This is a genomic window from Streptomyces bacillaris, from assembly GCF_003268675.1.
Lineage (GTDB): Bacteria > Actinomycetota > Actinomycetes > Streptomycetales > Streptomycetaceae > Streptomyces > Streptomyces bacillaris.
In genome coordinates, this window is the sequence record NZ_CP029378.1 from 2,940,293 (window position 1) to 2,966,673 (window position 26,381).

General features: G+C 73.5%; 15 protein-coding genes and 1 pseudogene. 4 read left to right on the forward strand and 12 right to left on the reverse strand.

Going from position 1 to position 26,381, the window contains the following annotated elements; translation table 11 throughout:
* The first annotated feature begins 158 nt into the window (after nucleotides 1–158).
* Nucleotides 159–1,510: pseudogene (locus tag DJ476_RS12155) on the forward strand (PspC domain-containing protein).
* Between the two features lie 304 nt (nucleotides 1,511–1,814).
* Here DJ476_RS12155 and DJ476_RS12165 read toward each other — a convergent pair.
* From DJ476_RS12165 to guaA, 4 genes are all read right to left on the reverse strand, one after another.
* On the reverse strand, nucleotides 1,815–2,333 hold the full coding sequence (locus tag DJ476_RS12165; protein ID WP_103421666.1) for a DoxX family protein: 519 nt from the start codon (nucleotides 2,331–2,333) through the stop codon (nucleotides 1,815–1,817).
* A gap of 145 nt (nucleotides 2,334–2,478) precedes the next feature.
* Complete coding sequence (locus DJ476_RS12170; RefSeq protein ID WP_103421665.1) at nucleotides 2,479–3,747, reverse strand: hypothetical protein; 1,269 nt, start codon at nucleotides 3,745–3,747, stop codon at nucleotides 2,479–2,481.
* A gap of 113 nt (nucleotides 3,748–3,860) precedes the next feature.
* A complete protein-coding gene (locus DJ476_RS12175; RefSeq protein ID WP_112490502.1) occupies nucleotides 3,861–4,649 on the reverse strand; it encodes a class II aldolase/adducin family protein in 789 nt (262 codons plus the stop codon).
* A 311-nt stretch (nucleotides 4,650–4,960) separates the two neighbouring features.
* The gene (guaA, locus tag DJ476_RS12185) at nucleotides 4,961–6,547 is read right to left on the reverse strand and encodes a glutamine-hydrolyzing GMP synthase (protein WP_103421663.1); all 1,587 of its coding nucleotides are present in this window, start codon (nucleotides 6,545–6,547) and stop codon (nucleotides 4,961–4,963) included.
* Between the two features lie 366 nt (nucleotides 6,548–6,913).
* Here guaA and DJ476_RS12190 point away from each other — a divergent pair, with 366 nt between their 5' ends.
* Complete coding sequence (locus DJ476_RS12190; protein WP_103421662.1) at nucleotides 6,914–7,213, forward strand: chorismate mutase; 300 nt, start codon at nucleotides 6,914–6,916, stop codon at nucleotides 7,211–7,213.
* A 446-nt stretch (nucleotides 7,214–7,659) separates the two neighbouring features.
* Here DJ476_RS12190 and DJ476_RS12195 read toward each other — a convergent pair whose 3' ends face one another.
* The 7 genes from DJ476_RS12195 to DJ476_RS12225 all read right to left on the reverse strand — a co-directional run bounded on the left by DJ476_RS12195 (nucleotide 7,660) and on the right by DJ476_RS12225 (nucleotide 22,585).
* Nucleotides 7,660–9,387 (reverse strand): peptidase, encoded by a 1,728-nt coding sequence (locus DJ476_RS12195; protein ID WP_208853491.1) that lies wholly within the window; start codon nucleotides 9,385–9,387, stop codon nucleotides 7,660–7,662.
* A 141-nt stretch (nucleotides 9,388–9,528) separates the two neighbouring features.
* Nucleotides 9,529–11,409, reverse strand: coding sequence for a GMC family oxidoreductase N-terminal domain-containing protein (locus DJ476_RS12200; RefSeq protein WP_103421661.1), 1,881 nt, complete (start codon nucleotides 11,407–11,409; stop codon nucleotides 9,529–9,531).
* Between the two features lie 93 nt (nucleotides 11,410–11,502).
* Nucleotides 11,503–13,119: a succinic semialdehyde dehydrogenase gene (locus tag DJ476_RS12205; RefSeq protein ID WP_112490503.1), complete on the reverse strand. Its 1,617-nt coding sequence runs from the start codon at nucleotides 13,117–13,119 to the stop codon at nucleotides 11,503–11,505.
* 164 nt (nucleotides 13,120–13,283) lie between these two features.
* Complete coding sequence (locus DJ476_RS12210; RefSeq protein WP_112490504.1) at nucleotides 13,284–14,975, reverse strand: serine/threonine-protein kinase; 1,692 nt, start codon at nucleotides 14,973–14,975, stop codon at nucleotides 13,284–13,286.
* 140 nt (nucleotides 14,976–15,115) lie between these two features.
* Entirely contained in the window at nucleotides 15,116–18,241 is a 3,126-nt protein-coding gene (locus tag DJ476_RS12215) for a protein kinase (RefSeq protein WP_112490505.1), read from the reverse strand.
* A gap of 225 nt (nucleotides 18,242–18,466) precedes the next feature.
* A complete protein-coding gene (locus DJ476_RS12220; RefSeq protein WP_112490506.1) occupies nucleotides 18,467–20,638 on the reverse strand; it encodes a serine/threonine-protein kinase in 2,172 nt (723 codons plus the stop codon).
* 240 nt (nucleotides 20,639–20,878) lie between these two features.
* A complete protein-coding gene (locus tag DJ476_RS12225; protein ID WP_112490507.1) occupies nucleotides 20,879–22,585 on the reverse strand; it encodes a glycerol-3-phosphate dehydrogenase/oxidase in 1,707 nt (568 codons plus the stop codon).
* 246 nt (nucleotides 22,586–22,831) lie between these two features.
* Here DJ476_RS12225 and DJ476_RS12230 point away from each other — a divergent pair, with 246 nt between their 5' ends.
* Entirely contained in the window at nucleotides 22,832–24,094 is a 1,263-nt protein-coding gene (locus tag DJ476_RS12230) for a nucleotide sugar dehydrogenase (protein WP_112490508.1), read from the forward strand.
* A gap of 145 nt (nucleotides 24,095–24,239) precedes the next feature.
* On the forward strand, nucleotides 24,240–24,908 hold the full coding sequence (locus tag DJ476_RS12235; RefSeq protein WP_318294880.1) for a hypothetical protein: 669 nt from the start codon (nucleotides 24,240–24,242) through the stop codon (nucleotides 24,906–24,908).
* A gap of 74 nt (nucleotides 24,909–24,982) precedes the next feature.
* On the opposite strand, the gene DJ476_RS12240 is transcribed toward DJ476_RS12235, so the two are convergent.
* Nucleotides 24,983–26,107 carry a GuaB3 family IMP dehydrogenase-related protein gene (locus DJ476_RS12240; protein ID WP_070205363.1) on the reverse strand — a complete coding sequence of 375 codons (1,125 nt, stop codon included), beginning with the start codon at nucleotides 26,105–26,107 and terminating at the stop codon, nucleotides 24,983–24,985.
* Nucleotides 26,108–26,381 lie beyond the last annotated feature (274 nt).

The window sequence follows — 26,381 nt, forward strand, 5'->3', positions numbered from 1 at the left end:
CCTGATCGACCCTGATGCCAGCCCCACCCCTCACCGGAGCCAGCCCTCCGTTCCGGGCCGCACGACCTGCCCCCTGCGGGACGGACCCGCGCAAAATCAGGGACCGGCCAGGGTCGGCGCGGGTCCCGCCGGGCCGTACGTACCGTCACCATGGAGGCATGACCGCTCCCTCGGACGCCGCTCCCGGCGTCGCACCCCCCGACGCCCCCAGACCGCAGCTGCGGCGCAGCCCGCGGCAGAAGATGGTGGCCGGGGTCTGCGGCGGACTCGGGCGGTACTGCGACGTGGACCCGGTGATCTTCCGGATCGTGCTCGGCGTCCTCTCCGCGACCGGCGGGATCGGTCTGATCTTCTACGGCTTCGCCTGGCTCCTGCTCCCCCTGGAGGGCGAGGACGAGAACGAGGCGCGGCGGCTGCTGTCGGGCCGGGTCGACGGGGCGTCGCTGGTGGCGCTGCTGCTGGCGCTGATCGGCTGCGGGCTCTTCCTGTCGATGCTGGGCAACCGGGGGATGCTGGCGTTCGCCGCGCTGCTGTCGTTGGCGGTGGTCGGCTGCTCGGTGTGGACGCAGTCCCGCCGGAACGCCGCTCCTCCGGAGGACCCGGCGGCCCCACCGGGCACCCCGGCCGCCGCTCCCGCCCCGCGCACCCGGGCGGTCTCGGCACGGCTCCGCCGGAGGTGAAGGCCCCGCCGACGCCGGGCGGTCCGTCGTGGTGGCGGGACCCGATCGTCAAGGACGGCACGACGGGCCCGGTCGGCTCCGGCTATCTGTGGGGCCCCTCGGACACCGACCCGGAGGCGGCACGGGAGACGGTCCAGGCCGGGCGCCCCAGCCCCGACGCCCCGTTCCGCCCGCCGGTTCCGGCGCCCGCCCCGCCGGGCCCGCGCTCGATCGGCGGGCTCGTCTTCCTCACCGCGCTGGTGGCGGGCGGTCTGGGCACCTGGCTGAGCTGGCCGCACCAGCCGCTGGGCACGGCGCTCCAGGTCGGTCTGGTCGCCGCGCTCGCCGTCTTCGGGCTCGGCCTGCTGGTCTCCTCCCTGCTGGGGCGGACCGGGTTCGGCACGGTGCTGCTGGCGACGGTCACGGCGGTGTTGCTGGCGGGGGCGACGATGCTGCCCAAGGACATCAGCACGGACTGGGCGCGCAAGGAATGGCGCCCGGCGGAGGTCGCGGCCGTACAGCCCGCGTACGAGCTGGGCACCGGCGACGCCCGGCTGGACCTGTCCGGCGTGGCGGTCCCCCCGGGCGAGACCGTGCGGACCCTGGTGGAGGTCGGAGCGGGCCGGGCCGCCGTCGTCGTCCCGAAGGACGTGACGGTGAAGGTGCGGGCCGAGGCGGGGCTCGGGGAGATCCGGCTGGAGGAAGGGCAGCGGGTCCAGGTCCGGATCAACAGCGACGAGACGACCCAGCGCACGCTGCCGCCGCCCGCGGGCGCCAAGCCGGCCGGGACGATCGAGCTGGATGTGCAGGTCGGCATCGGACAGGTGGAGGTCACCCGTGCGACGTCATGAGTTCCGGCCCCGGCGCATGAAGGCCGTACAGGCAGAGGCCGTACAGGCGGAAGCCGGACGGGTGAAGGCCGGACCGGCAGAGGTCCAACAGACAGCGGCCCGACACATGGAGGCCCGACACATGGAGGTCAGCCGTGCTGCGTCATGAGTTCCGGCCCGGACAGGCGGTGGCAGGTCTGACGATGCTGGCCCTGGCCGGCGGGTACGCGGCCGAGGCGGCCGGGGCGTGGAAGGTCCCGTGGGCCTTCTTCCTCCCGGTCCTCCTCGGCGGGCTCTTCCTCTCCGCCACCGCGACCTGGACCGCCTACAGGGTGCGGCGGCGCCGGGACGCCAGGAAGGCGTCGGCGGAGAACATGGAAGCGCCCGCGAGCACCAGCGGCAGCCACGCCATCAGGTAGGGCAGGTCGTTGCCGTAGTAGTACGGCGTCGACTGCCAGCTCACCGTGAGCCAGAGGCTCAGCGAGATCAGCGCCCCGCCGAGTGCGGCGAGCCGGGCCCAGAGGCCGACGAGGGTGCCGAGGCCGACGAGGAGTTCACCGATCGCGATGGCGTAGCCGAACCCTTCGGGGCTCTTGAGCGCCAGGTCGACGAGGGCGGGGATCGCGGAGGAGTCGCGGACCGCGTTCATCAGCTCACCGATGGAGCCGGGCCCGGTGGCGGAGAGGAACGCGCTGTCCGTCAGCTTGTCGATCCCCGCGTAGACGAAGGTGACGCCGAGGAAGATCCGCAGCGGGAGCAGGGCGTACTCCCGCGCCTGCTCGCGCAGCCCGCGCCGCTCTCCCGTCCCGTACAGACCGCCGCTGCCGCCGCCGTAACCGTTCATCACCGCTGCCCCGCTTCCCGAAGACCCGTCACCTGACCATACGTACGCCTGTCCGACGGCGCTCACCAGGGCTGCGGGGCAATCAGCGGAAGAAATCAACGAGGCGGGACACAGGAGACGGGGCGACAGGAGGCGGGAGGCGGGGTCAGTCCGTCACATCGATCGCACAGCGGTTGGTCTCCACTCCGGCGGCGGTGATGACCTGGACGTCGACGGTCCCCGGTTCGACCTCGACGGGCACCGGGACCGTGAGGACGGTGTCGGTCGGGTTGGCGAACCCTCCGGCGACCGGGATCAGCGGTACGTGGACATGGACTGTGCCGATCCGGACGACGAGCCGGGCCAGCCGGTCGGGGCTGCCCGCGCCGGGCGGTACGAAGCCCGCGCCCCGGATCTCGATGTCGTCGCCGGTCCGGATCGGGGCGTCCAGGTCCCCGGCCTCCCGGGCCCGTACGACGGAGAGCACGACCGGACGGCCGCCCTCCGCGTACTTGCCCGCGAAGTACGTCGCCGCCGAGACCGCCACCAGCAGGGCGAGCCCCCACGGCAGATCGGGCAACTGCTCGGGGCGGCGGGCCAGCCGGACGGCGGCGAACAGCACGGCGACGGCGCTGACCAGCACGTACTGCACATCCGTGAACGAGCCGCGCCCGGAGTCGTCGGTGAGCAGATCGGCGGCGCGCGGCCGGTCCGCGCGCAGCTTCTGGAGCCGCTGGCCCAGCACCCGTACGGTCACCACACGGCGTACGACGACGGCGACCGCGCACACCAGCGCCAGCACCGCCACGACCCCGGCGGAGCGGACCAGGTCGAGCCCCTCGATCAGCGCGTCCCGGTCGGCCGGGTCGGAGGCGCCGGCCAGCTGGAGGGCGAGGACGAGCACGGCGAAGACGGCGAGGAGCACCCAGGCGGCGGCGACGGTCCTGGACGTGGAGAGCCGGTTGTCCTCACCGATCAGCGGGGCGAGGAGGCCGCCCCGGGCCCGGTGGAAGCGGGCGGCGACGGTCAGCAGGAGGGCGGTCACGAGGGCGGCGGCCAGCGCGGCGGTACGGGCGGTGGTCCAGCCGGGCCCGATCGCGGTGAGGCTCGCGCCGACGAGCAGGGCGACGACCGCGCCCCAGACGACGAACAGGGTGCCCCGCCACACATGGTGGAGCCAGACGTCCCCGGCGGCCCGGCCCCGTTCGGCGACGGTCCGGGCGGACTCGGTCAGCTCGTCGGAGACCCACTGCCGGGAGGCGGAGGCGGACTGGGCGACCCCGGCGGGCAGGCCGTTCCCGGCGGCCAGTTCGTCCCGCTTGGCCAGGAACGCGGCGACCGCGCGCCGGTGCCCCTCGCGTGCTCCGTGCGGGCAGTCCCCGCACGTACAGCCTCCGCCGTGCGCACCGCTCGCCCTTGCCTCGTCCAACGCCACGGAGATTTACACCCTTTCCCACCCCGGTACAGCCAACTCACCTTCGATACCAGCGAATTGTGCCGTACGGGACGGGCGCGCCCCGCATCGGGGCGGCCGGTGGCGGGCAGCCGTCAGAACGTTCGACTGATCCGCTGCCACAGGGGCTGGTAGTTGATCCACGCGACCAGGTCGCTGCCGAGCTGGTCACGGGTGGTGAGGGCGTCCCGGTGGTCGATCAGCACGGGCTTCCCGGCCGCCCGCGCCAGCAGCTGCACCTGGCAGGCGCGCTCCAGGGTCAGGAACCACCAGGCGGCCGCGTCCACCGAGTCCCCCACGGTCAGCAGCCCGTGGTTACGCAGGATGATCGCCTTCCGCTCCCCCAGCGCGGCGGCGATCCGCCGACCCTCCTCCTCGTCCACGACGACGCCCGTGTACGTGTCGTAGAGGACATGGTCCTCGTAGAACGCGCAGGACTCCTGGGTGATCGGCTCGATCGGCTCCCCCAGCGCGGCCAGCGCCCGCCCGTGCGTGGAGTGGGTGTGCGCGACGGCGACGGCCCCCGGCCGGGCCCGGTGCACGGCCGCGTGCACGGCGAAGGCGGCCTGGTTCACATGGAAGCGCCCCTGGACCACCTGCCCGTCCCCGTTGACCAGGATCAGGTCCTGCGGAGCGATGTCGGCGAAGGGCGCCCCGAACGGGTTGACCCAGTAGCAGTCGGCCAGCTCCGGGTCGCGCACGGTGATGTGCCCGGAGACCCCGTCCTCGTACCCGTACTGCCCGAACAGCCGCAACGCCCCCGCGAGCCGCTGCCTGCGGTACGTCCGCTCCTCGTCCGGCGACGCGTGCACGGGCGGCATAGCGAAGTGCAGCTGCTCCACGGGGATCGGCGCGGGCGCGGGCACGGCGGGCGGTTCGGACATGGCGGCTCCTCACTTTCCCGGGGGCGTACGGGATCGGAAGTTACCGGCGGGTGGGGGTGAGGGGAAGGGGTGGGGCGGCCTAGGGACGGCGGCGGTTGATCGCGGTGAGGTCGATCTCCAGAGGGAAGGGGACGGTCAGCGTGAGTTCGAGCCTGGGCTCGGGTGCGGCGCTCATGATTGCTCCCATACACCGAAGTCTCGTCTCTTCACTCAGCGTACCCAGCCGATACGACAATGCCGCCGCCCAAACGACTGAGCGACGGCATCAACGTTGACCAGGAGGCCCTAGGGGTTCACGCGAACCCAGGGGATCACTCCCACTCGATCGTCCCCGGCGGCTTGCTCGTCACGTCGAGGACCACGCGGTTGACGTCGGCCACCTCGTTGGTGATGCGGGTGGAGATGCGGGCCAGCGTCTCGTACGGGAGGCGGGACCAGTCGGCCGTCATGGCGTCCTCGGAGGAGACCGGGCGCAGCACGATCGGGTGGCCGTAGGTGCGGCCGTCGCCCTGGACGCCGACCGAGCGGACGTCGGCCAGGAGGACCACCGGGCACTGCCAGATGTCACGGTCCAGGCCGGCCGCCGTCAGCTCCTCGCGGGCGATGGCGTCGGCCTCGCGGAGCAGGTCCAGGCGGTCCTTGGTGACCTCGCCGACGATGCGGATGCCGAGGCCGGGGCCGGGGAACGGCTGGCGCTGGACGATCTCCTCGGGGAGGCCCAGCTCCTGGCCGACCATGCGGACCTCGTCCTTGAACAGCTGGCGCAGCGGCTCGACGAGCTGGAACTCGATGTCGTCGGGGAGACCACCGACGTTGTGGTGGGACTTGATGTTGGCGGTGCCGGTGCCGCCGCCGGACTCCACGACGTCCGGGTAGAGCGTGCCCTGGACGAGGAAGGCGACCTCGGGGCCCTCCTCCTGGAGGATCTCCAGCTGGGCCTGCTCGAAGACCCGGATGAACTCGCGGCCGATGATCTTCCGCTTCTGCTCCGGGTCGGAGACCCCGGCCAGGGCGTCGAGGAAGCGCTTCTCCGCGTCGACCACCTTCAGCTTCGCGCCGGTCGCGGCGACGAAGTCCTTCTCGACCTGCTCGGTCTCGCCCTTGCGCATCAGGCCGTGGTCGACGTAGACGCAGGTGAGCTGGGAGCCGATGGCCTTCTGGACGAGCGCGGCCGCGACCGCGGAGTCCACACCGCCGGAGAGGCCGCAGATGGCGCGCTTGTCGCCGACCTGCTCGCGGATGAGGGCGACCTGCTCCTCGACCACGTTGGTGGTGGTCCAGTTCGGCTCGATGCCCGCGCCGCGGTAGAGGAAGTGCTCCAGGACCTGCTGGCCGTAGGTCGAGTGCAGGACCTCCGGGTGGTACTGGACGCCGTACAGCTTCTTCTCGTCGTTCTCGAAGGCGGCGACCGGGACCACGTCCGTGGAGGCGGTGACCGTGAAGCCCTCGGGGGCGGCCGAGCAGGCGTCGCCGTGCGACATCCACACCGGCTGCTCGGTGGGCGTGCCCTCGAAGAGCGTCGAACCCGCCTTCGTGACGTGCAGCGGAGTGCGGCCGTACTCACGCGCCCCGTTGTCGTCGACCGTGCCGCCGAGGGTGGTCGCCATCAGCTGGAAGCCGTAGCACATGCCGAAGACGGGGACCCCGGCCTCGAAGAGCGAGCGGTCCAGCGAGGGCGCGCCCTCCGCGTAGACCGACGACGGGCCGCCGGAGAGGATGATCGCGCGGGGGTTCTTCGCCAGCATCTCCGCCACCGGCATGGTGGACGGCACGATCTCGCTGTAGACCCGGGCCTCACGGACGCGGCGGGCGATGAGCTGGGCGTACTGCGCGCCGAAGTCGACGACGAGGACCACGTCGGCCGTGGCGTCGGGGGCGGCGGGGGGTGCTGCTGGCACGGGGCGGCCTTCCGGCGGTGGTGAAGGGGGTCGGTTCTTCCGATTCTACCGGCCGTGCGCGAACCCTCCGCCGGGCCCGGGGATGCCGGAGGCGCCGGTCCGGGGATGCCGAGGGCGGTGTCCTCCCGTCTCAGGATCCGGGCCCCGTTTTGCCGGGTCCGCCGGGGCGGGGCCATACTGTGCCCCATGCGTCAGCACACGACCTTCGTCTTTACCTATGGCATCCGGCCCGCCGGCTGCCATGGTCGTGCTGCTTGAGCAACTGACAAGCAACGTTCCAGGCGCCCCGGGCCATCAGGCCCGGGGCGTTCTGCGTGTCCGGGCCCATCGCCCCGGGTGGCCTCCGACCCACCGGGAGTCACCACCATGAGCAGCACCACCGCCACCACCCCCGCCGAGCAGACCGGCGCCCACACCGACGAGGCCGCCGCCCTGATCGGCGGCGCCCGGGAGCGCATCGACGCCCTCGACGACCGGATCATCGGCCTCGTCCAGGAACGGATGGCCGTCTCGGCGGTCATCCAGGAGGCCCGGATCACCTCCGGCGGCCGCCGGGTCAACCTCTCGCGCGAGACGGCCGTGCTCAGCCACTACAGGGACGCGCTGGGCAAGCCGGGCACCGCGCTCGCGATGACGCTGCTGGAGCTGTGCCGGGGGCGGGTGTGAGGGCCGGAACGCGCCGGGCGCCGCTCCTGCAGGACCGTATCTGCGTTCGGTGCCCGTCTCACCCGTACGGCGCGTGACCGGGACCGAGGTGCCTTCGTTGGTCCCGGTGTCCGTGCCAACCAGGGGCGGCATCGATAAGAAAACCACGCGTGGCTCCGCCGGGACGTGTGACGTACCGAAGGTACGTCGTGGGACCACGTCCCGGCGCAAGTGACCGGTCCGCAGGGGACAGCAGCCCGGTCACCCCATGTGCGGCCGTACCCGGGGACGCCCGGGTCGGTCGCATCGGGACGTACGACGGGCCGGAGGCGTTCCCCCTCCCCCGCCTCCCCCACCACTCCGGAGGCCGTTCCCCCTGCCGAGCCTCCCCGGCTCGGAGGCCGTTCCCCTCCCCGCTCGTGCCTCCCCGCTCTCAGAGCCCTCAGGCCCTCAAGGCCCCCAAGCCCTCAGGCCCTCCGGCGGCGCCTCGCCGCCGTGAACAGCACCAGGCCCGCCGTCAGGGCCGTCACCGCCAGGCCCGACGCGGCCATCGCCGTCGGCGAGCCGGTGGCGGCCAGGCTGCCGCCGTTCCCGGTGGCGGTGTTCGGCACGGCACCGGGCGCGACCGTGTGGCCCGCTCCCGCCCCCGCTCCCCCGGGCGTCGGGGTCGGTGTCGCGGAACCCGGCGTACCGGAGGCGCCGTCGCCCGGCCCGTCCGAGGGAGCGGGCGACGGGCCGCCGCTCTGCCCGTTCAGCACCACGCGCGCCGTGTTGTTGCCCGGCTCCGGGTCGAACGGCAGCCCCGCCGCCCGCAGCTCCGGGCCGCGCACCACGACCCGGCCCACCGCGCCCAGCAGCACCTTGTCGATCCGCAGTCCGAAGGCGAGGTCCAGGCCGCCGTCGTCGCGGACGGTCGCCGGGGTCGGGCAGACGTAACGCGGCGCGGGGCCGGTCCACCCCGTCGGCAGGGCCGTGCCCTCGGCGCTCACGCCCCGGCACCCCTCCGGTGCCGAGGTGACCGTCGCGCCCTGGGGCACGCTGAAGTCGACGGCGGCGACGCTCTCGCCGGAGCGGAGGTGGCCGATCCAGGCCGGGCCGTCGTTGCGGAAGCCGAGGCGCGCGGTGACCGTGGCGCCCGCCTGGCCGGAGGCGGTGTCCCCGTACGCGACGAAGTCGGCCGTGTTCTCCGTACGGAAGTCGGCCTCGTGCTCGTTGTCGCCCGGTTCGAGGTCCAGGGCGCGGGCCGCCATGGGCCTCGGGGCGGGGACGGCCCGGAGCACGTCGTCCGAACCCCCTGCCGGTCCCCGGGCGGCGCGGGCGGCCGTCGCGCCTCGGACCGTGTCCGGACCCGCGCCCGCCTCGTGGATGCCGTACCCGAAGATGTCTCGGTAGGCACGGTCCGTGGTCTTCAGGGTCAGCGGGGCGGCCAGCGTGTAGGTCGCGCCCGCCTCGAAGGCGCCCTCCACCGTGCAGCGGGCGGTGGTCCAGGCCTCGTCCGTCGTGTACGCGCAGTTGGAGTAGCGCTGCGGGATGTCCAGGCCGCGCGAGTGGCGCAGGGTGAGGACGACGCCGTCGGCGGCGCGGCTGCCCCGGTTGGTGAAGGTGATCGGCGCCTGCTGCTTCTGGCCGGGGACGGGCTCGTGGTCGAAGGGGAGCCGGTGCATCACCAGGTCGGGGCCGCCGACGGTGACCTCGGTGGTGAAGGGCGTGAAGGCCGCGCCCTGGGCCTCGCCGGTGATCCGGACCGTGCCGGTGTCGCCCTGCTCGCTGCCCTTGGCGGCGGTGAGGAGGAGGTCGGTGACGGTGGAGCGGCCGGGCGAGATGCCGTGGCCGGTGCAGGTGGCCGACCCGGGGGCGGTGGCCGCGCACTCGATCCCGGCCTCCGGTTCGAAGGCCACGTCCGCGATGCCCGCCGCGCCGGTCAGGTCGAAGGTGACCGTGAACTCGCCCTCGTACGCCGTGTCGTCCGCGCCCGTCACCGTGATCCGGGCCGTCGACCGCTTCGGCCCGTCGCCGCCCTCCGCGTACGGATGCAGCGCCGTCTCCGCCGGGCCGCCCAGCGCGACCACCGGGGCGGCGGCCGTGGGCGCGGCGGAGGCCACGGTGGGCGGGGCGGCGGCGAGCAGCAGGGCGGTGGCGGCCACGAGGCCGCCCGCCCTGATCGGCGGCGCGGTGCGCGGGCGGAATCGTGTCATCGCGGACCTCTGGTTCGGCAGGAGCTGTACGACGGCGGTGACCGCCACCCGTGGAAGGGCGGCGGTGACGCAGTCAGGCGTTCGACCCCGCAGCGTACGGGGTCGGCCCCACGGCTCTCCGACGAGCGTCCCAAGAGCGGGTCACGGATTGGGTACGGGGGTGTTCCCGACGCCCTTCACGTCCGCACCCGCCTCCACCGTTCCCTTCGGCGGGACCACGGGGATGCCCAGGAACGGCAGCTTCAGCGCCGCGAACGCGTCCTTCGGCACGGCCGGGGCCAACGGCTCGACCGGGGTGAGGCGTTGGTAGGTCGCGTCCTGTTCGGGCCGGGGGTCCGCCTCGCCCTTGTTGGGCCAGAGCGACATCGCGCGCTCGGCCTGGGCGGTGATGGTCAGCGAGGGGTTGACGCCCAGGTTGGCGGAGACCGCCGAGCCGTCGACGACGCTGATGCCGGGGTGGCCGTAGAGACGGTGGTACGGGTCGATGACGCCCTCCTCCGCGCTGGCGCCGATCGGGCAGCCGCCGAGGAAGTGGGCGGTGAGCGGGGTGCCCATCAGCTCGCCCACGTTGGAGCCGGCGAAGCCGTTGATCTCCTCGGCGAGGAGCGTGGCGCTGCGGGTGGCCTCGGGGATCTGGGTGGGGTTGGGCGCGCCGTGGCCCTGGCGGGCGGTGAGCAGCCCTTTGCCGATGCCGCCCGGTTTGCGGTACGTCGTCAGGGAGTTGTCGAGGGACTGCATGACCAGCCCGATGATGGTCCGCTCCGACCAGCGGCGGTTGGAGAGCGAACGGGCGGCGAGGGTGGGGTGCTTGACCATGTTGGCGAGCCAGCCGCGCACCCGGTGGGTTCCGTAGGGCACCTGGAGGATCGACATCGCGCCCATGGCGTTGGAGCCCTTGCCGTAGCGGACGGGCTCGATGTGGGTGTTGTCGTCCGGGTGGATGGAGGAGGTGATGGCGACGCCCTGCGAGAAGTCGGCCTTCGCGATGCCGTGCTTCTTGCGGTAGCGGCGGTCGCTGGTCTGGGAGCCCACCAGCGCCTCGGAGTTGGTGCGGGTCAGCATGCCGAGCTTGGCGGAGAGCCGGGGCAGCAGGCCCTTGTCCTTCATGGTGTGCAGCAGGGTCTGGGTGCCGTACGTGCCCGCTGCGACGACCACCTTCCGGGCCCGCAGCTTCGTGGGCTTCGCCTTGCGGCGGCGGTCGGTGGGGACGGTGAGGACGCGGTAGCCGCCCTCGGGGTGGTCGGTGATCGCGACGACGGAGGTCATCGGGTGGATGACCGCTCCGGCCTTCTCCGCGAGGTGGAGGTAGTTCTCGTTGAGGGTGTTCTTCGCCCCGTGGCGGCACCCCGTCATGCACTCGCCGCACTCGGTGCAGGCCTTGCGGGCGGGTCCGGCGCCGCCGAAGTACGGGTCGGGGACGGTCTCCCCGGGCTTCGCCTTCACCGTGCCGTCGGCGTCCTTGCCGTCGCCGAAGAAGACGCCGACCGGGGCGAGGTGGAAGGTGTCGCCGACGCCCATCGCCTCGGCGGCGGCCTTGAGGTGGATGTCGGAGGGGGTCATGGTCGGGTTGAGGCGAACCCCGAGCATCCGGCGGGCCTGGTCGTAGTACGGCTTCAGCTCGTCCTGCCAGTCGGTGATCGAGGCCCACTGGCGGTCCTCGAAGAACGGGGCGGGCGGGACGTACAGCGTGTTGGCGTAGTTGAGCGAGCCGCCGCCGACCCCGGCGCCCGCGAGCACCATGACGTTGCCGAGCAGATGGACGCGCTGGATGCCGAAGAGGCCGAGGGCGGGGGCCCACAGGTAGTTCTTCAAGTCCCAGGAGGTCTTGGGGAGCGTGCCGGGGGTGAAGCGGCGGCCCGCCTCCAGGACGCCGACGCGATACCCCTTCTCGGTCAGCCGGAGCGCCGAGACCGCGCCGCCGAACCCCGAGCCGACGACCAGGACGTCGTAGTCGTACGCGGCGTCGTCCTCGGCCGGGACATGGCTCACGGCCTGTTTCTGGGCAGGGCTGTCCTGGGACATGGCGCTCCTCACTACGGAATCGGAACGAAAAGGGAGTACTGCAGGCGTCGGACGGGACGGAAAGGGCGGGCTACGGCGTCTTTCAGCGGGCGCTCAGCGCAGCCGGAACGCCTTCATCGCCTTCAGGCTGCGGGTCATGAACGCGGCGTACTTCTCGTCGTCCATGCCGAAGGACGGGGCCAGCGGGATCAGCCGCTGCTGGGCGACGGTCTGGGCCTCGGTGAACTTGAGGATGCCCTCGGAGCCGTGCCGCCGGCCGAGGCCGGAGTCCTTCATGCCGCCCATCGGGGACTGGACGCTGCCGTAGGCGGGGGCGTACCCCTCGTTGATGTTGACGGTGCCGGTCCGCAGCCGGGCGGCGACCTGGTGGCCCCGCTTGGCGTCGGTGGTCCAGACGCTGGAGTTGAGGCCGTACGGGGTCGCGTTGGCCAGCGCGATCACCTCGTCCTCGTCGCTGAACCGGTAGATGGAGACGACCGGGCCGAAGGTCTCCTCGGTGCAGACGGCCATCGGCGCCTCCACCCCGTCCAGGATGGTCGGCTCGTAGAAGAGCGGGCCGATGTCGGGGCGCGCGACCCCGCCCGCGACGAGCGTGGCGCCCTTCTCGACGGCCTCGGCCACATGGCGGCTGACCGTCTCCAGTTGGCGGGGCCCGACGAGGCAGCCCATGTCGGCGCCGTACGCGAGGGAGTTGCCGAGCCGCATGGCCCGGGTCCGGGTGGCGAACCGCTCCACGAAGTCGTCCGCGATCGACTCGTGGACGTACAGCCGCTCGATGGAGATGCAGAGCTGTCCGGCGGAGGAGAAGCAGGCGCGCACGGCGCCCTGGGCGGCCTTCTCCACGTCGGCGTCCCTGAGGACGAGCATGGCGTTCTTGCCGCCCAGCTCCAGCGAGACCCCGACCAGCCGGGAGGCGGCCCCCACGGCGACCTCGCGGCCGGTGCGGGTGGAGCCGGTGAAGGAGACGTAGTCGGCGCGGCTGACGACCTCGGGGCCGACGACCGGGCCGTCGCCCAGCACGATCTGGAAGACCCCGGCGGGCAGCCCGGCCTCGATGAGCAGGTCACGGGCCCAGAGCGCGGTGAGCGCGGTCTCCGTGTCGGGCTTCATCACGACGGCGTTGCCGGAGACGAAGGCGGGCAGCGCGTCGCCCACGGACAGCTCGAAGGGGTAGTTCCAGGGGGCGATCTGGCCGACGACCCCGCGCGGCTGGCGCAGCTCGGTGACCTTGGTGAGGGTCGGGACGACACCGGTGTGCCGCTTGGGCTTGAGGTAGGAGGCGGCCTTGCGCCCGTAGTGGCGGGCGGCGACGGCGACGGACTGCACCTCCTCGTGGGCGTGCAGCCGGGCCTTGCCGGTCTCCAGCTGGATGAGGTCGAGAACCTCGGACTGGCGACTGAGGACCAGGTCGTGGAAGCGGAGGAGGACGGCGGCCCGCTGCCGTACGGGGGTGGCGGCCCAGGCGGGCTGGGCGGCGCGGGCCCGGTCGAAGGCGGTGGCGACGTCCTCGGGGGTGGACTCGGGCAGATCGGCCAGCTTCTCCCCGGTGAAGGGGGTGTGGTTGGCCGTACGTCCCGATCCGAGGACACCGCGGATCAGCTGGGCGATCACCTCGGGGGTGACCACATCGGCGGCCGTGCGCACGCCTGCGGGGGCGACCGCGACCGGGTTCGTACCGAGAGGGGCGTCAGGGGCCTGCGAGTCCGTCATGAGGCCGAGAGTATGTCCACCCGAACCCTTTGGGTACCCGTCGGTAACAGTTTTTCACAGGACCCGACGCCCGCCCCGGAGCACCCAGCCGATCGAGCCAGCGATCACTGGCGACATAACCGCTGATCAGGGGCTATGCGGAGGCGGCGCAGGGTCGCTCGGTCCTATGCCCCCGGCGCGCGCCAGCTTCGCAGCATGATGTCGAACTTCTCGCGGCTCTCCGCCCACCCCTCCTGCGGGGCGGTCAGATACAGGGCGTACTCGGGGCCGCCGGCACCGCCGTAGTACACCTGGTCGATGCCGTGCCGGGGGCCGGGGTGGTCCTTGGTCTCGTTCCAGGTGAACTCCCAGAGGGCGCCCGGCCGGTCGCGGAAGGTGTTCTTCTCCAGCGCGATCCGCTGGTACCCCGGCAGCCGCTCCACGAGCTGCTGCTCCATGTTCCGCACGTGCAGATACGGATGGTCGAAGTCCGGGCCCGGATCGACGCTGATCCGGATGCGGTGGCGGCCGCCGTCCGGGGTGTAGTCGACCTGCCCGTTGTTCACCTCGCGCGTCCAGTCCTTCGGTACGACGAGGCTGAAGCCCGCCGGGTCCTCCACCCGGTGCCAGCCGTCGGGTATCTCGGACGCGGCGGGGGTGGTGGGGTCGGTCGGGGAGGCCCCGGGGGTGGCGGGGGTGCTCGCGGAGGCGCCGGGCGTGGCCGTACGGCCGGTGGCCGAGGCGCCGTTCCCGTACTTCATCGCGATCAGCCCGGCTCCGCCGCCGAGGACCGCCGCCGCGACGACCACGACGAGGACGGTACGGAGCCGGGAGCCGCCGCGCCGGGTGGTGGGGGCGGAGGCGGGGCCTGCGAAGGGGTGGTGGGCGGGGTGGTTCGGGGTGGTGGCGGTGGAGGGGGCCGTTCCGGGGTGGCCGGCCGTTCCGGGGAGCCGGGACGTGGAGCCGTCCGGGCTCGCGTAGCCGTACCGGGCCTCCTCCGGGACCCGCTCGGTCGGCACGTACCGCTGGGCCGAGCGCGGCTTGTGGCCCTCCATGGCGGCCAGCAGCATCTGCTCGGTCTCGGCGGCCGAGGGCCGGTCGGCCGGGTCCTTGCGCAGCAGCGCGGTGATGACGGGGGCGAGGGGACCGGCGTTGACGGGCGCGGGCGGTTCCTCGGTGACGACGGCCTGCATGGTGGAGATCGGGGACGTACGACGGAAGGGCGAGCGCCCCTCCACCGCCGAGTACAGGGTGGCGCCGAGCGACCAGAGGTCGGAGGCGGGCCCGGGGTCGCCTCCGCGTACCCGTTCGGGCGCCAGATAGTCGATGGAGCCGACCAGTTCACCGGTCCGGGTGATCGTGGAGTCGCCCTCGATCGCGGCGATCCCGAAGTCGGTGAGGAGCACCCGCCCGTCGCGGGCCAGCAGCACGTTGCCCGGCTTGACGTCCCGGTGCAGCACCCCGGCGCTGTGGGCGGCCCGCAGCGCGCTCAGGACGTGGAGGCCGATCCGGGCCGCCTCGCGCGGGGCGATGTCGCCCTTCTCCTTGGCCTCGTCGGCGAGCGAGGGCCCGTCGACGTACTGCATGACGATCCAGGGGCGCTTGTCGTACTCGATGACGTCGTGGACGGTGACGACCCCGGGGTGGGTGATCCGGGCCGCCGCGCGCGCCTCCTTCTGGGTGCGGGCGTGCAGGACGAGCCGGTCGGCCTCGGCCACGTACAGCCCGGCGGTCAACTCCTTGACGGCGACCGTGCGGTGCAGCACCTCGTCATGGGCGCGCCACACCTTGCCCATGCCCCCGCGTCCCAGCTCCTCGCCCAGCCGGTATCGCCCCGCCAGCACCAGTCCCGCAGCCGTGCCTTCTGATCGGTCCACGTGTGTCCCGCCCCCGTTCCTCTGCTTGCCAGATTACGGAGCCGGGGCGACGCGGCGGAACGGGGGATCGCCCACGAGACCGCACCGTGATGGTTGTCCGCACCGGACAAGGCCCCGGCGCACGCCGGGGTGACGGCAGGTCAGCCCGCGCTCACCCGGTACGAGGCGATGGCCTGCTGGTAGACCTCGGTCACCTTGTCCCGGTCGTTCTCCGGGCCGATGGCCTGGAGGATGTGGTACCGGCCGTCGACGATCATGACGAGATTGCGGACGTAGACCTCACGGCCGCCGCTGTCCTGCCAGGTGAACTGCCCCTCGGCCATGGCCTGTCGGCCGACGTCGACCCGGCGCACCCCGGAGGAGGTGGACCAGCTGGAGTCCCGGAACGGCTGCAGCTCGGGCTGCTTCTCGCGCTGGTAGTCCAGCGGGTCGCCGCCCGCCGCCTTGACCGTGTCCCGGCCGGGCACCACGAGCAGGGTGAACCCGTCGCTGCCGTACCGGATCTGACGGTCCGCGTTGGCGGGGCTGCGCTGCCACTCCTTCGGCACGCCGACCTCGAACCCCTCCGCGTCCTTGCGGAGTTCGTAGCCGGGGGCGAGCGCGACGGCGGAGCGGCTGGTCTGCGGCTGCTGGGAGCCGGGGTCGGTGCTCGCCCCCTGCGAGGGCGCGGGTGAACCGGAGGCGGCCGGGGGCGGGGCGGCGGAGCCGGCGGAGCCCGTGGGCCGTCCGGCACCGGCCGGTCCGCCCGGCTCCTGCTTGGGCATGAACAGGAACGCGTACGCGATCGCAGCCGCCATCAGCAGCAGGATCAGGACCAGCAGCAGCCGACCGAGGTGGCGCGGCGAGCGCCCGTCGCGCGGCCGGGACGGCTCCCGCAGCACCCGGGGCCCCTTGGGCTCGCGCGGGGCGCGGGACGGGCGGGGCTCCCAGGCGTCGGCGGGGTGACCGGCGGGCTCGGGGGGCAGCAGGGAGTCGTGGCGCGGCGGCTCGCGGAAGTCGGCGTCGCGCCGCTTCTCCGGCCGGCGGCTCTCCCGCCTGCCCTGCCGGTGGCGGCCGTGCGCGGAGCCGCCGCCGAACCGGCCCCGGCGCCTGCGGACCAGCTCGCCCCGGCGGCGTACGACGGGGAGCCGGGCGGCGTCGGGGGCGGGCAGCGGGACGACGTCGGCACCGGCCTCGGGCTCGGGGGCGGAGCGCACGAGCGAGCGCAGCCAGCCGCGCAGCTCCTCGAAGTCCGGCCGCTCGGTGGGGTCCTGGCGCAGCAGCGACTCCACGACGGGCCGCAGCGCACCGCACTCCTCGGCGAAGGCGGGCGGCTCGGCGCAGACCATCTGGACCAGCTCGGCCGCGTTCTCCTCGGGGTAGGGGGCGTGGCCCTGGACCGCGCGGTAGAGGAGCGCGCCGAGCGCCCACAGGTCGGTGGCGGGGCCGATGGGCGGGGCGAGCTGCCAGTTGTCGTGGACCGGACCGGCCTGCTCCGGCGCCCAGCGCTCGGTGACGGGGCCGACGACCGCGATCCGGGCCTGCCGGGCGCGCTCGGCGGCGAGCGGGGTGGTGGGGCCCCGGTAGACGGCGACCTTGCGGCTGCCCGCGACGGCCTCCTCCCAGGTGCTGGAGGGGGGCCGCTCGGCGGGGAGGCGGGAGGCAGGGGCGAGGGGGGCGGAGGACTGCCCGGGGCGGCGGGAGTCGGCGCGCAGCGCGTCCCGGCCGGAGCCGCCGAATCCGCCGGAGCCGCCCGCGGGGACGGACCGCCCGGCGCCGGGGCCGTCGTCCCAGGTCCCGGCGAGGTGGACGCGGCGGCCGGGCGGGCGGGGGCCCTCCTCGTCGTCCTCGTCCTCCTCGTCGTCGTACGGGTCCTCGGGCGGGACACCCCAGGAACCGCCGGTCAGCCGGGGGCCGGGGAGGCCGGGGGTGGTGTCGGGGCCGGGCTCGGAGGGGCCGGGCTCCGAGGGGGTGGGCCCGGAGGCGGCGGGGTCGGGGCGCTGAACGGGAAGGGCGGCGGACGCGTCGGTGTCCTCGGCCGGGGTCTCCTTGGAGAGGTCGGCGGGGGCGCTCCCGGGCGGCTGCCTGCGGTCCTCGGTGACCCGGGCGGCGGCGCGGGCCCCGGCGCGGTAGGCCGCGATAGCCCCGGCGCGGGCGGCCCGCAACTGGGCGGCACTCCCGGCTCCCGGCTCGGCGGGGGGCGGCGGGGCAGGTGTGTAGGGCACGGCGGGCGTGGCGGGGCGCGGGACGAGCTGCTGACCGCCGGGGGCCCGGTCCTCGCCGTGGGCCTCGCCCTGGTGGTCGTCCGGGCGGTGCGCACGGTCCTGCGGCTGCGGCTGGGACTGCTGGGGCTCCGCCCGTACATACGGTGGTACGAGCGGGAGTTCCGGTCCGGCGTCGCCCCCGGCCGGCGGGAGGAAGTAGGGCCGACGGCCCTCGGCCACCTCCGGCGCCTCCGGCCCCCGCGACGGCTCGACCGAGCCGACCGGCCCGACCGGCTCGATCAACTCGTCGTGGTCGACCGTCTCCACGACCGGTATCCCGAGGGTGTCCTCGGCGTCGCTCGTCGGGGGCACCTCGTAGGCCCCGGACCCGACCCCGGGCACCTCGTGGGCCTCAGGCGCCTCGTAGGCCCCGTGGTGGTCTCCGTACGCCTCCGTCCCGCTCCCGTACGTCTCCGCCACCGGCTCGTCGTCGGGCAGCGGCTCCGGGGCGTACCCGCAGAGCGCCTCCTCGGCGGCGCCCGCCGCGAGGCCGGTGAGCATCACCCGCCCGTCGTCGCAGACCAGCACCGTGCGGACGGTGATGTTCCGGTGGGTCCAGCCGTGCGCGTGGAGCACCCGCAGGGCGGTGAGCACGTCGGAGCCGATCTCGGCGGCCCGGTAGGGGTTCAGGGGGCGCTCGGCGAGGAGGGCGGCGAGCGGGCGGGCCGCGACCAGCTCGCTGACTATCCAGAGCGAACCGGCCTCCGCGAACACGTCGAAGACCTGGTCGAGCCGGGGGTGGTCGGGCACCTGGGCGGCGGCCTGCGCGGCCTCGATCGCGCGCCGGACCGCGGGGTCCGTACTCCGGCGCACCGCCCGCCCGGTGGTGCGCCCGCCCGCCGCCCGGCCGTCGGGGTCGAGCACCTCCGCGTCCACGATCTCCGGCAACGGCACCTGGCGGACCAGGACTTCCTGACCGCTGTAGGTGTCGAACGCCCGGGTCTCGACCAGTTCGTACCCGTCGGACGGGGGCAGCGGAAGGCGGTAGCGGTCGGCAAGCACCCGACCCGCGTAGTCGTCCACGACGCCTCCCCAGAGCGCGCTCGTCCCCCGGCCATCGCACCGTGTGTATCAGTCGGTCCAGCTCAGTCAGTTGCGGTCATCCGGCGGGCAATTGACCTACTGTTCCGGCTGCGTACGGTCTCCGTCGTCTTACGATACGTGGCAACGCGGGCCGACGGGCCGGGTCGCACCAACCCGGCCCGCCCAATACGCCTCGCGCCCCATCCCGTACGCCCGGTACGGGGGTTACTTCGGGGCGAACGTGGCGAACGCCGTCTCGCGCAGGGTGCGGCACTCGTCGCCGTCCCACTCGTCGATCTTGCAGCTGACCATGATCGAGTAGCCGCGGCGGGCGTCGACCTTGAAGCCCCGGTTGAGCACCCGGACCCGGACGCCGTTGTGGCTGCGCTCGAACGTCCAGTCCGCGACGGTCGGGTAGCCGTTGTACTCGACCTTCTCTATGCCCACGTGCTTGTAGTCGTCGCTGAGGACCTTGGTGCCGGCGACGGCCCCGCGCCAGGCGGCGGCCGCGTCGTCCTTGGGCGAGTTGTTGAAGTCGACCTGGACCCGGGGGAAGCTGCCGCGCTCGGCGTTGTAGATGCCGCCGGAGTTGGCGCCCGCTATGGCCGTGCGCTTGAAGTTCCCGGGCATCGCCATGGTGAAGCGGAACCGGTCGTCGGTGACCGACCGGTACCCGGCGGGCAGCGCGCCGTCCGGGTCCTCGGTCTTCGGGTCGTCGGAGGAACCCTCGCCACCGGCCGGGTCGTCGGTCTTCGGGTCGTCGCCGGAGGGGTCGGCGGACGGGTCGCCGGAGGCCCGGCCGTCCTCGTTGCCCTGACCCTCCTTCTGGCCGCCGCCCTGGTTCTCGCCCTGGCCCTCGCCCTCGGAGCCGCCCGCCGAGGCTCCGGCGGAGGCGGCGGTGTCGCCCTTGCCGTCGTTGCCCTTGGCCTTGTCGTCACCGCCGCCGCCGAGGGAGAGCGCGAGGACCGTGCCGAGGATGGCCAGCACCACGGCGGCCGCGATGATCGCTAGCGTGCGGCGCGGCACGACGTCGGTGATCGAGGCGCGGGTGGTGGCCGGGGAGGTCGGGGGGCGCTGCGGGGGGACGGCCGCGCCCGCGGCGGCCGCGGAACCCGTCGGTCCGGCCGCGGACTTCAGGCCGGTGGCCACGGCGGTGGCGGCAGCGGCTCCGGACGGCGAGGCCTTCGCGGTCGTCGCGCCCGGGGTGCCGGGGGGTGTGGCGGGCTTGGGCGGGGTGAGCGGGGAGCCGGTCGCCCCGGAGGCGGCGGGAGCCGTCGCGGGAGAGGAGGCGGAGGCGGGGGAGGCCGAGGCGGCCACCGCGCCTGCCGCGCCCGCCGCGGCGGCCGACGCCTTCGCGCCGCGCACGGAGCGCAGGGCTCCGCGCAGCCGGTCGCGGGCGCCCTCGCCGGACTCGCCCGCCGCACCGGCCGGCTTCGACAGCTTGGGCGCCTTCGCCGTCTTCGCGTCCGTCGCCGCACGGTCCGCGCCGGGCACCGCCGGCAGGGCCATGACCTGGGTGGAGTCGGCGGGCACCACCGGGGTGTCGGGAGCGTTGATCACCTTGGTGAGCAGTGCTCGCGCCCCGGCGTCGTCGAGCCGCTGCTCGGGATCGCGGGCGAGGAGCCCGTAGATGACCTCGGTGAGCGGGCCCGCGTTCTTCGGCGGGTCGAGCGGCTCGGTCATCACGGCCGTCAGGGTGGCGATGGCCGAGCCCTTGTCGTACGGCGGGCAGCCCTCGACGCTCGCGTACAGCAGGCCGCCGAGCGACCAGAGGTCGGCGGGCGGTCCGGGCTTGTGGCCACGGGCGCGCTCCGGCGAGATGTACGAGGGGGCGCCGACGAGCATGCCGGTGGAGGTGACCGAGGGGTCGCCCTCGACCTGGGCGATGCCGAAGTCGGTGAGGACGACGCGGCCGTCCTCGGCGATCAGCACGTTGGACGGCTTCACATCGCGGTGCAGGATGCCCTGGCGGTGGGCCGAGCGCAGCACGTCGAGGATGGCGAGCCCCACCTCGGCGGCCCGCTTCGGCGTCAGCGTGCCGTCCTCGCGGATGACTTCGGCCAGGGACTTGCCCTCGACCAGCTCCATGACGATCCACGGGCGGTCGTCCTCGTCGACCACGTCGTAGACGGTCACCGCGCTGTTGTTGCGGATCCGTGCGATCGCCTTCGCCTCACGCAGGGTGCGCGTGATCAGCCGGCGCTTCTCCTCCTCGTCGATGGCGGAGGGGAACCGCAGTTCCTTCACCGCCACCGTGCGGCCCAGCGTCTCGTCGTCGGCGCGCCAGACCGTACCCATGCCGCCCCGGCCGAGCACTCCCCCGAGCCGGTAGCGCCCCGCGAGGAGACGACCGTCCTTGTCCCCTTGGGGCTCCCGTGCCTGCTCCGCCTCCGACATGCGTCCCCTCTGCGATCAACCCGCCCTGGCAGAGCGTTCATTGTCCCTCACCCCGGGACCGGTCCTGGTGCCGGGTCCGGGGTCCGTCCCGACACGGTCCGAAGAGGGAATCCCCCACAGCCTCCTACCAACCCGGCCCCCTCGTCCAGCGCCGACCGGGCGGCCACCGCCCCGGAACCGGGCCGTCCGCACCCAACTGGCCCGGATGTGAAGGGCGGTGGCCCGCCAGGTGAACGCCCGCTAGCTCGGCACGATGTCCGGCGCGCCGAGCCGGGCCGCGTCCGCCGTGAGGTCGTCGGGCTGCCGCTGCGACTCGCGCTCGGCCTCCACCCGCTTCTCGTAGTGCTCGACCTCCCGGTCGATCCGCCCCTCGTCCCAGCCCAGCACCGGGGCCATCAGCTCCGCGCAGAGGCGGGCGCTGCGGGTGCCCCGGTCGAAGGTCTCGATGGAGATCCGGGTGCGCCGGGTCAGTACGTCGTCCAGGTGGCGGGCGCCCTCGTGGGAGGCGGCGTAGACGATCTCGGCGCGGAGGTAGTCGTCGGCGGCGGGCAGCGGTTCGCCCAGGGCGGGGTCGTCGAGGATCAGCTCCAGAATTTCTTCCGTCATTGAGCCGTACCGGTTGAGCAGATGCTCCACCCGGACGACATGGAGCCCGGTCCGGGCCGCGATCCTGGCCCGCGCGTTCCACAGGGCCTTGTAGCCCTCGGCGCCGAGCAGCGGGGTGTCCTCGGTGACGCAGGCGGCCACCCGCTGGTCGAGCCCGTGCACCGCCTCGTCCACCGCGTCCTTGGCCATGACCCGGTACGTCGTGTACTTGCCGCCCGCCACGACGACGAGCCCGGGGACGGGGTGGGCGACCGTGTGCTCGCGGGAGAGCTTGCTGGTGGCGTCCGACTCACCGGCCAGCAGCGGGCGCAGCCCGGCGTAGACGCCCTGTACGTCGTCCCTGGTCAGGGGGGTGTTGAGGACGGAGTTGACGTGCTGGAGGAGATAGTCGATATCGGCGCTGGAGGCGGCCGGGTGGGCCTTGTCCAGGTCCCAGTCGGTGTCCGTGGTGCCGATGATCCAGTGCCTGCCCCAGGGGATGACGAAGAGCACGGACTTCTCGGTGCGCAGGATGAGGCCGGTGGTGGAGTGGATGCGGTCCTTGGGGACGACCAGGTGGATGCCCTTGGAGGCGCGGACGTGGAACTGGCCGCGCTCGCCGATGAGCCCCTGGGTGTCGTCCGTCCAGACACCGGTCGCGTTGACGACCTGCTTGGCGCGGACCTCGTACTCCGTACCGCCCTCGACGTCCTGCACGAGCGCGCCGACGACGCGCTCGCCCTCGCGGAGGAAGCCGGTCACCCGGGCGCGGTTGGCCACCTGGGCCCCGTAGGAGGCGGCCGTGCGGACCAGCTCGGTGACGAAACGGGCGTCGTCCATCTGGGCGTCGTAGTACTGCAGGGCGCCGACCAGGGCGTCCTTGCGCAGCGCGGGGGCGACCCGCAGGGCGCGGCGGCGGGAGAGGTGGCGGTGGACGGGCAGGCCCCGGCCGTGGCCGGAGGAGACCGACATCGCGTCGTAGAGCGCGACGCCGGAGCCCGCGTAGAACCGCTCCCATCCCTTGTGCTGCAAGGGGTAGAGGAAGGGCACCGGCTTCACCAGGTGGGGGGCGAGCCGCTCCAGGAGCAGCCCGCGCTCCTTCAGTGCCTCGCGGACCAGGGCGAAGTCGAGCATCTCCAGATAGCGCAGCCCCCCGTGGATCAGCTTGCTCGACCGGCTCGATGTGCCCGACGCCCAGTCGCGCGCCTCGACCAGGCCGGTGGAGAGCCCTCTGGTGGCGGCGTCCAGCGCCGTGCCCGCGCCGACCACGCCCGCCCCCACGACCAGCACGTCCAGTTCGCGTTCGGCCATGGCGGCGAGCGCGGCGGTGCGCTCGGCGGGTCCCAGTGTCGCTGTCCTCACTGCTGCCTCCCGGTGGATCGGGGTGGTCGGACACGGGAGTGCCACCCGGCCGAGGGGCCGGCCGCCCGTGTCCACTCCTCGATTCTGTCCGCGCTCCCCGACTTCAGCCACCGCCTGTGGACAACACCCGGGCGACAGGCGTCACGCAATGCGACATATAGGTCATATTTACGCCTAGTCTGACATTGCGCTGTCCACAGCGGTTGCGCTTTTCGTACTCCGGTCTTAGGGAAGGCGGCCTTCGACATGCCCGCAGACCTCGCCGTCATCGGACTCGGCCACCTCGGCCTGCCCCTGGTGCAGGCCGCCGTGGCCGCCGGGATCGACACCGTCGGCTACGACACCGACCCACGCCCCTGCGCCGAACTGCGCGCGGGCCGCACCCCCGTCGAGGGCTCCCTCACCGCGTCCGAGATCCGCCGCATGCTCTCCGGCGGCTTCCGCCCCACCACCAGCGCCGCCGAGCTGGGCCGGGTCCGTACCGCCGTGATCTGCTCCCCCACCCCCCTCGGCCCCGACCGCACCGTCGACCTCACCGCCCTCCGCGACGCCGCCCGCGCCCTGGCCGCCCGGCTCCGCCCGCACACCACCGTGCTGCTGGAGTCCGCCGTACCGCCCGGCACCACCGAGAACGTGCTGCGCCCCCTGCTGGAGGAGGGCTCCGGGCTCGTCGCCGGCCGCGACTTCCACCTGGCCTGCTCCCCCAGCCGGCTCGACCCCGGCAACCGCACCCACACCTACGCCTCCACCCCCAAGGTCATCGGCGGCCTCACCCCCGCCTGCACCGAGTCGGCCGCCGCCTTCTACGGCCGCCTCACCGACAAGGTCGTACGGGCCCGGGGGCCGCGCGAGGCGGAGATGACGAAGGTGCTGGAGACCAACTTCCGGCACGTCAACATCGCGCTGGTCAACGAGATGGCGGTGGCCTGCCACGACCTGGGCGTCGACCTGTGGGACGTCATCCGGTGCGCAGAGACCAAGCCGTTCGGCTTCCACCCCTTCCGCCCCGGCCCCGGCGTCGGCGGCCACGGCGTCCCGGTGGACCCGGGCTCGCTCCCGTACAGCGGACGCACCCCCGGCCACCCGCTGCGGATGGTCTCGCTGGCCCAGGAGATCAACGACCGGATGCCCAGCTATGTCATCCAGCGCTGCGCGACCCTGCTCAACGAGCACGGCAAGTCCGTCCGCGGCGCGCGGGTGCTGCTGCTCGGCGTCACCTACAAGCCGGACAGCGCCGACCAGGAGGCCTCACCCGCCCGCGAGATCGCCGGGCGGCTGATGGACATGGGCGCCCAGATCGGCTACCACGATCCGCACGTCCTGGACTGGCGGGTGCGCCAACTCCCGGTCCCGCGCGCCGATTCGCTGTACGAGGCGGCCGCCGCGGCCGACCTGACCGTGCTGCTCCAGCAGCACCGCACGTACGACCTCCAGGGCCTCGCGGTCAAGGCCCAGCTCCTCCTGGACACCCGGGGCGCCACCCCGGCGGGAGCGGCACACCGGCTCTGAACGGTCATACCGTCGACTGAGATGACTAGTGACCAATTCGGGTGCGTACTGCTACCGTGCGGCGTCACAGAGCGCACACATGTTCGCGTCAAGTACGCGTGCCTGCGCATTTCGCCCCAGGGGGAGACCCACCGTGAGCCAGCCTGTGCAGCCGCCGAACCAGCCCCAGGAGCCCTATCCCGGCGGACCCGTCGAGGGCAACCCGTACGCGGCCGCTCCGACCGGCACCCCCTACGGAGAGCAGCCCCCCGCCGCCCCGACCGGCAACCCGTACGGCCAGCAGCCCCCGCCCGGAGCCCCCACCGGCAACCCCTTCGCCGGACAGCAGGAACAGCCCGGCCCCGACCAGCAGGGGCAGCCCGGCCCGTTCGGCGGCGGCGCGCCCTTCGCCCCGGCCCCGCCCGCTCCCCCGGCCCGCAACCACCTGGCCGTCGGCGTGCTGGTCGCGCTCGGCGCGGCGATCGTCGCGGGCATCCTGTACGGCGTGCTCCTCGGCTCGATCGAGCGCGAGTTCGGTTACGCGGCGGTCGGCGTCGGCTTCCTCGTCGGCTTCGCGGCCGGCAAGCTCGGCGGCGCCAACCCGGTGGTCATCGCCGCGTCCGCCGTCTTCTCGGTCGGCGGCGTCTACTTCGGCCAGCTCATCGGCTACGCCATGGTGATGGCGGACGTCGCCCACGTCCCGTTCTCCGAGGTGTTCTTCGACCACTTCGACGCCGTGACGAGCATCTGGAAGGAGGAGGCCGACTTCATGCGCTACCTCTTCCTCGCCCTCGGCGCGATCGCCGCGGTCGGTGGCGTCAAGAAGGCGAGCTGACCCACCCCGTACGACCATGCGGAAGGGCCCGTACCGCCGTCGCGGTACGGGCCCTTCCGTTCGGCTGCGAACGGTCAGCGGCTGTGCTGGGAGTCCGCCACCGTCACCTCGACGCGCTGGAACTCCTTCAGGTCGCTGTAGCCGGTGGTGGCCATCGCGCGGCGCAGGGCGCCGAAGATGTTCATCGAGCCGTCCGGGGTGTGCGAGGGGCCGGTGAGGACCTCCTCCGTCGTCCCGACCGAACCGAGGTCGACCAGCTTGCCGCGCGGCACGTCCTCGTGGACGGCCTCCATGCCCCAGTGACGGCCCCGGCCCGGCGCGTCCGTGGCGCGGGCCAGCGGGGAGCCCATCATCACGGCGTCCGCACCGCAGGCGATGGCCTTGGGCAGGTCGCCGGACCAGCCGACGCCTCCGTCCGCGATGACGTGCACGTACCGGCCGCCGGACTCGTCCATGTAGTCCCGGCGGGCCCCGGCCACGTCCGCGACGGCGGTGGCCATCGGGACCTGGATGCCGAAGACGTTGCGCGTGGTGTGCGCGGCGCCGCCACCGAAGCCGACGAGGACACCGGCCGCACCGGTCCGCATCAGGTGCAGGGCGGCGGTGTACGTGGCGCAGCCGCCGACGATGACCGGGACGTCCAGCTCGTAGATGAACTGCTTCAGGTTGAGCGGCTCGGCGGCGCCGGAGACGTGCTCGGCGGAGACCGTCGTACCGCGGATGACGAAGATGTCCACGCCCGCGTCGACGACGGCCTTGGAGAACTGGGCGGTGCGCTGCGGCGAGAGCGCGGCGGCGGTGACGACACCGGAGTCGCGCACCTCCTTGATGCGCTGCCCGATCAGCTCCTCCTGGATCGGCGCGGAGTAGATCTCCTGGAGCCGGCGGGTCGCGGTCTCGACCGGCATCTCGGCGATCTCGTCCAGCAGCGGCTGCGGATCGGCGTGCCGGGTCCAGAGCCCTTCCAGGTTGAGGACGCCCAGGCCGCCCAGCTCACCGATGCGGATGGCGTGCTGCGGGGAGACCACGGAGTCCATGGGAGCGGCCAGGAACGGCAGCTCGAAGCGGTAGGCGTCGATCTGCCAGGCGATCGAGACCTCCTTCGGGTCCCGGGTGCGGCGGCTCGGTACGACAGCGATGTCGTCGAACGCATACGCCCTGCGGCCGCGCTTGCCGCGCCCGATCTCGATCTCAGTCACGATGTGTGGCCTTTCCCTCTACGTCTGCGCTGACCAGTATCCCCGACACGCGGCAGGGCGCGCCCGGCGGATCAGGGCCGGTCAGGGCCGCGGCGTCCGGTGCGGTGCATCGCAAGGCGCTGGAACGTCCTCATCGCGGAGCGATTGGGGCGTTTCGGCAACGCCGCGAGGTGCCGTGCCGGGCGTCGCGGACCCGGCCCTGATCCGCTGGGCACGCCCTGGGGGCGGTACCGGGAACTCCGGTCCGCCCCTCACCTGCGGTGACGCGTTACTT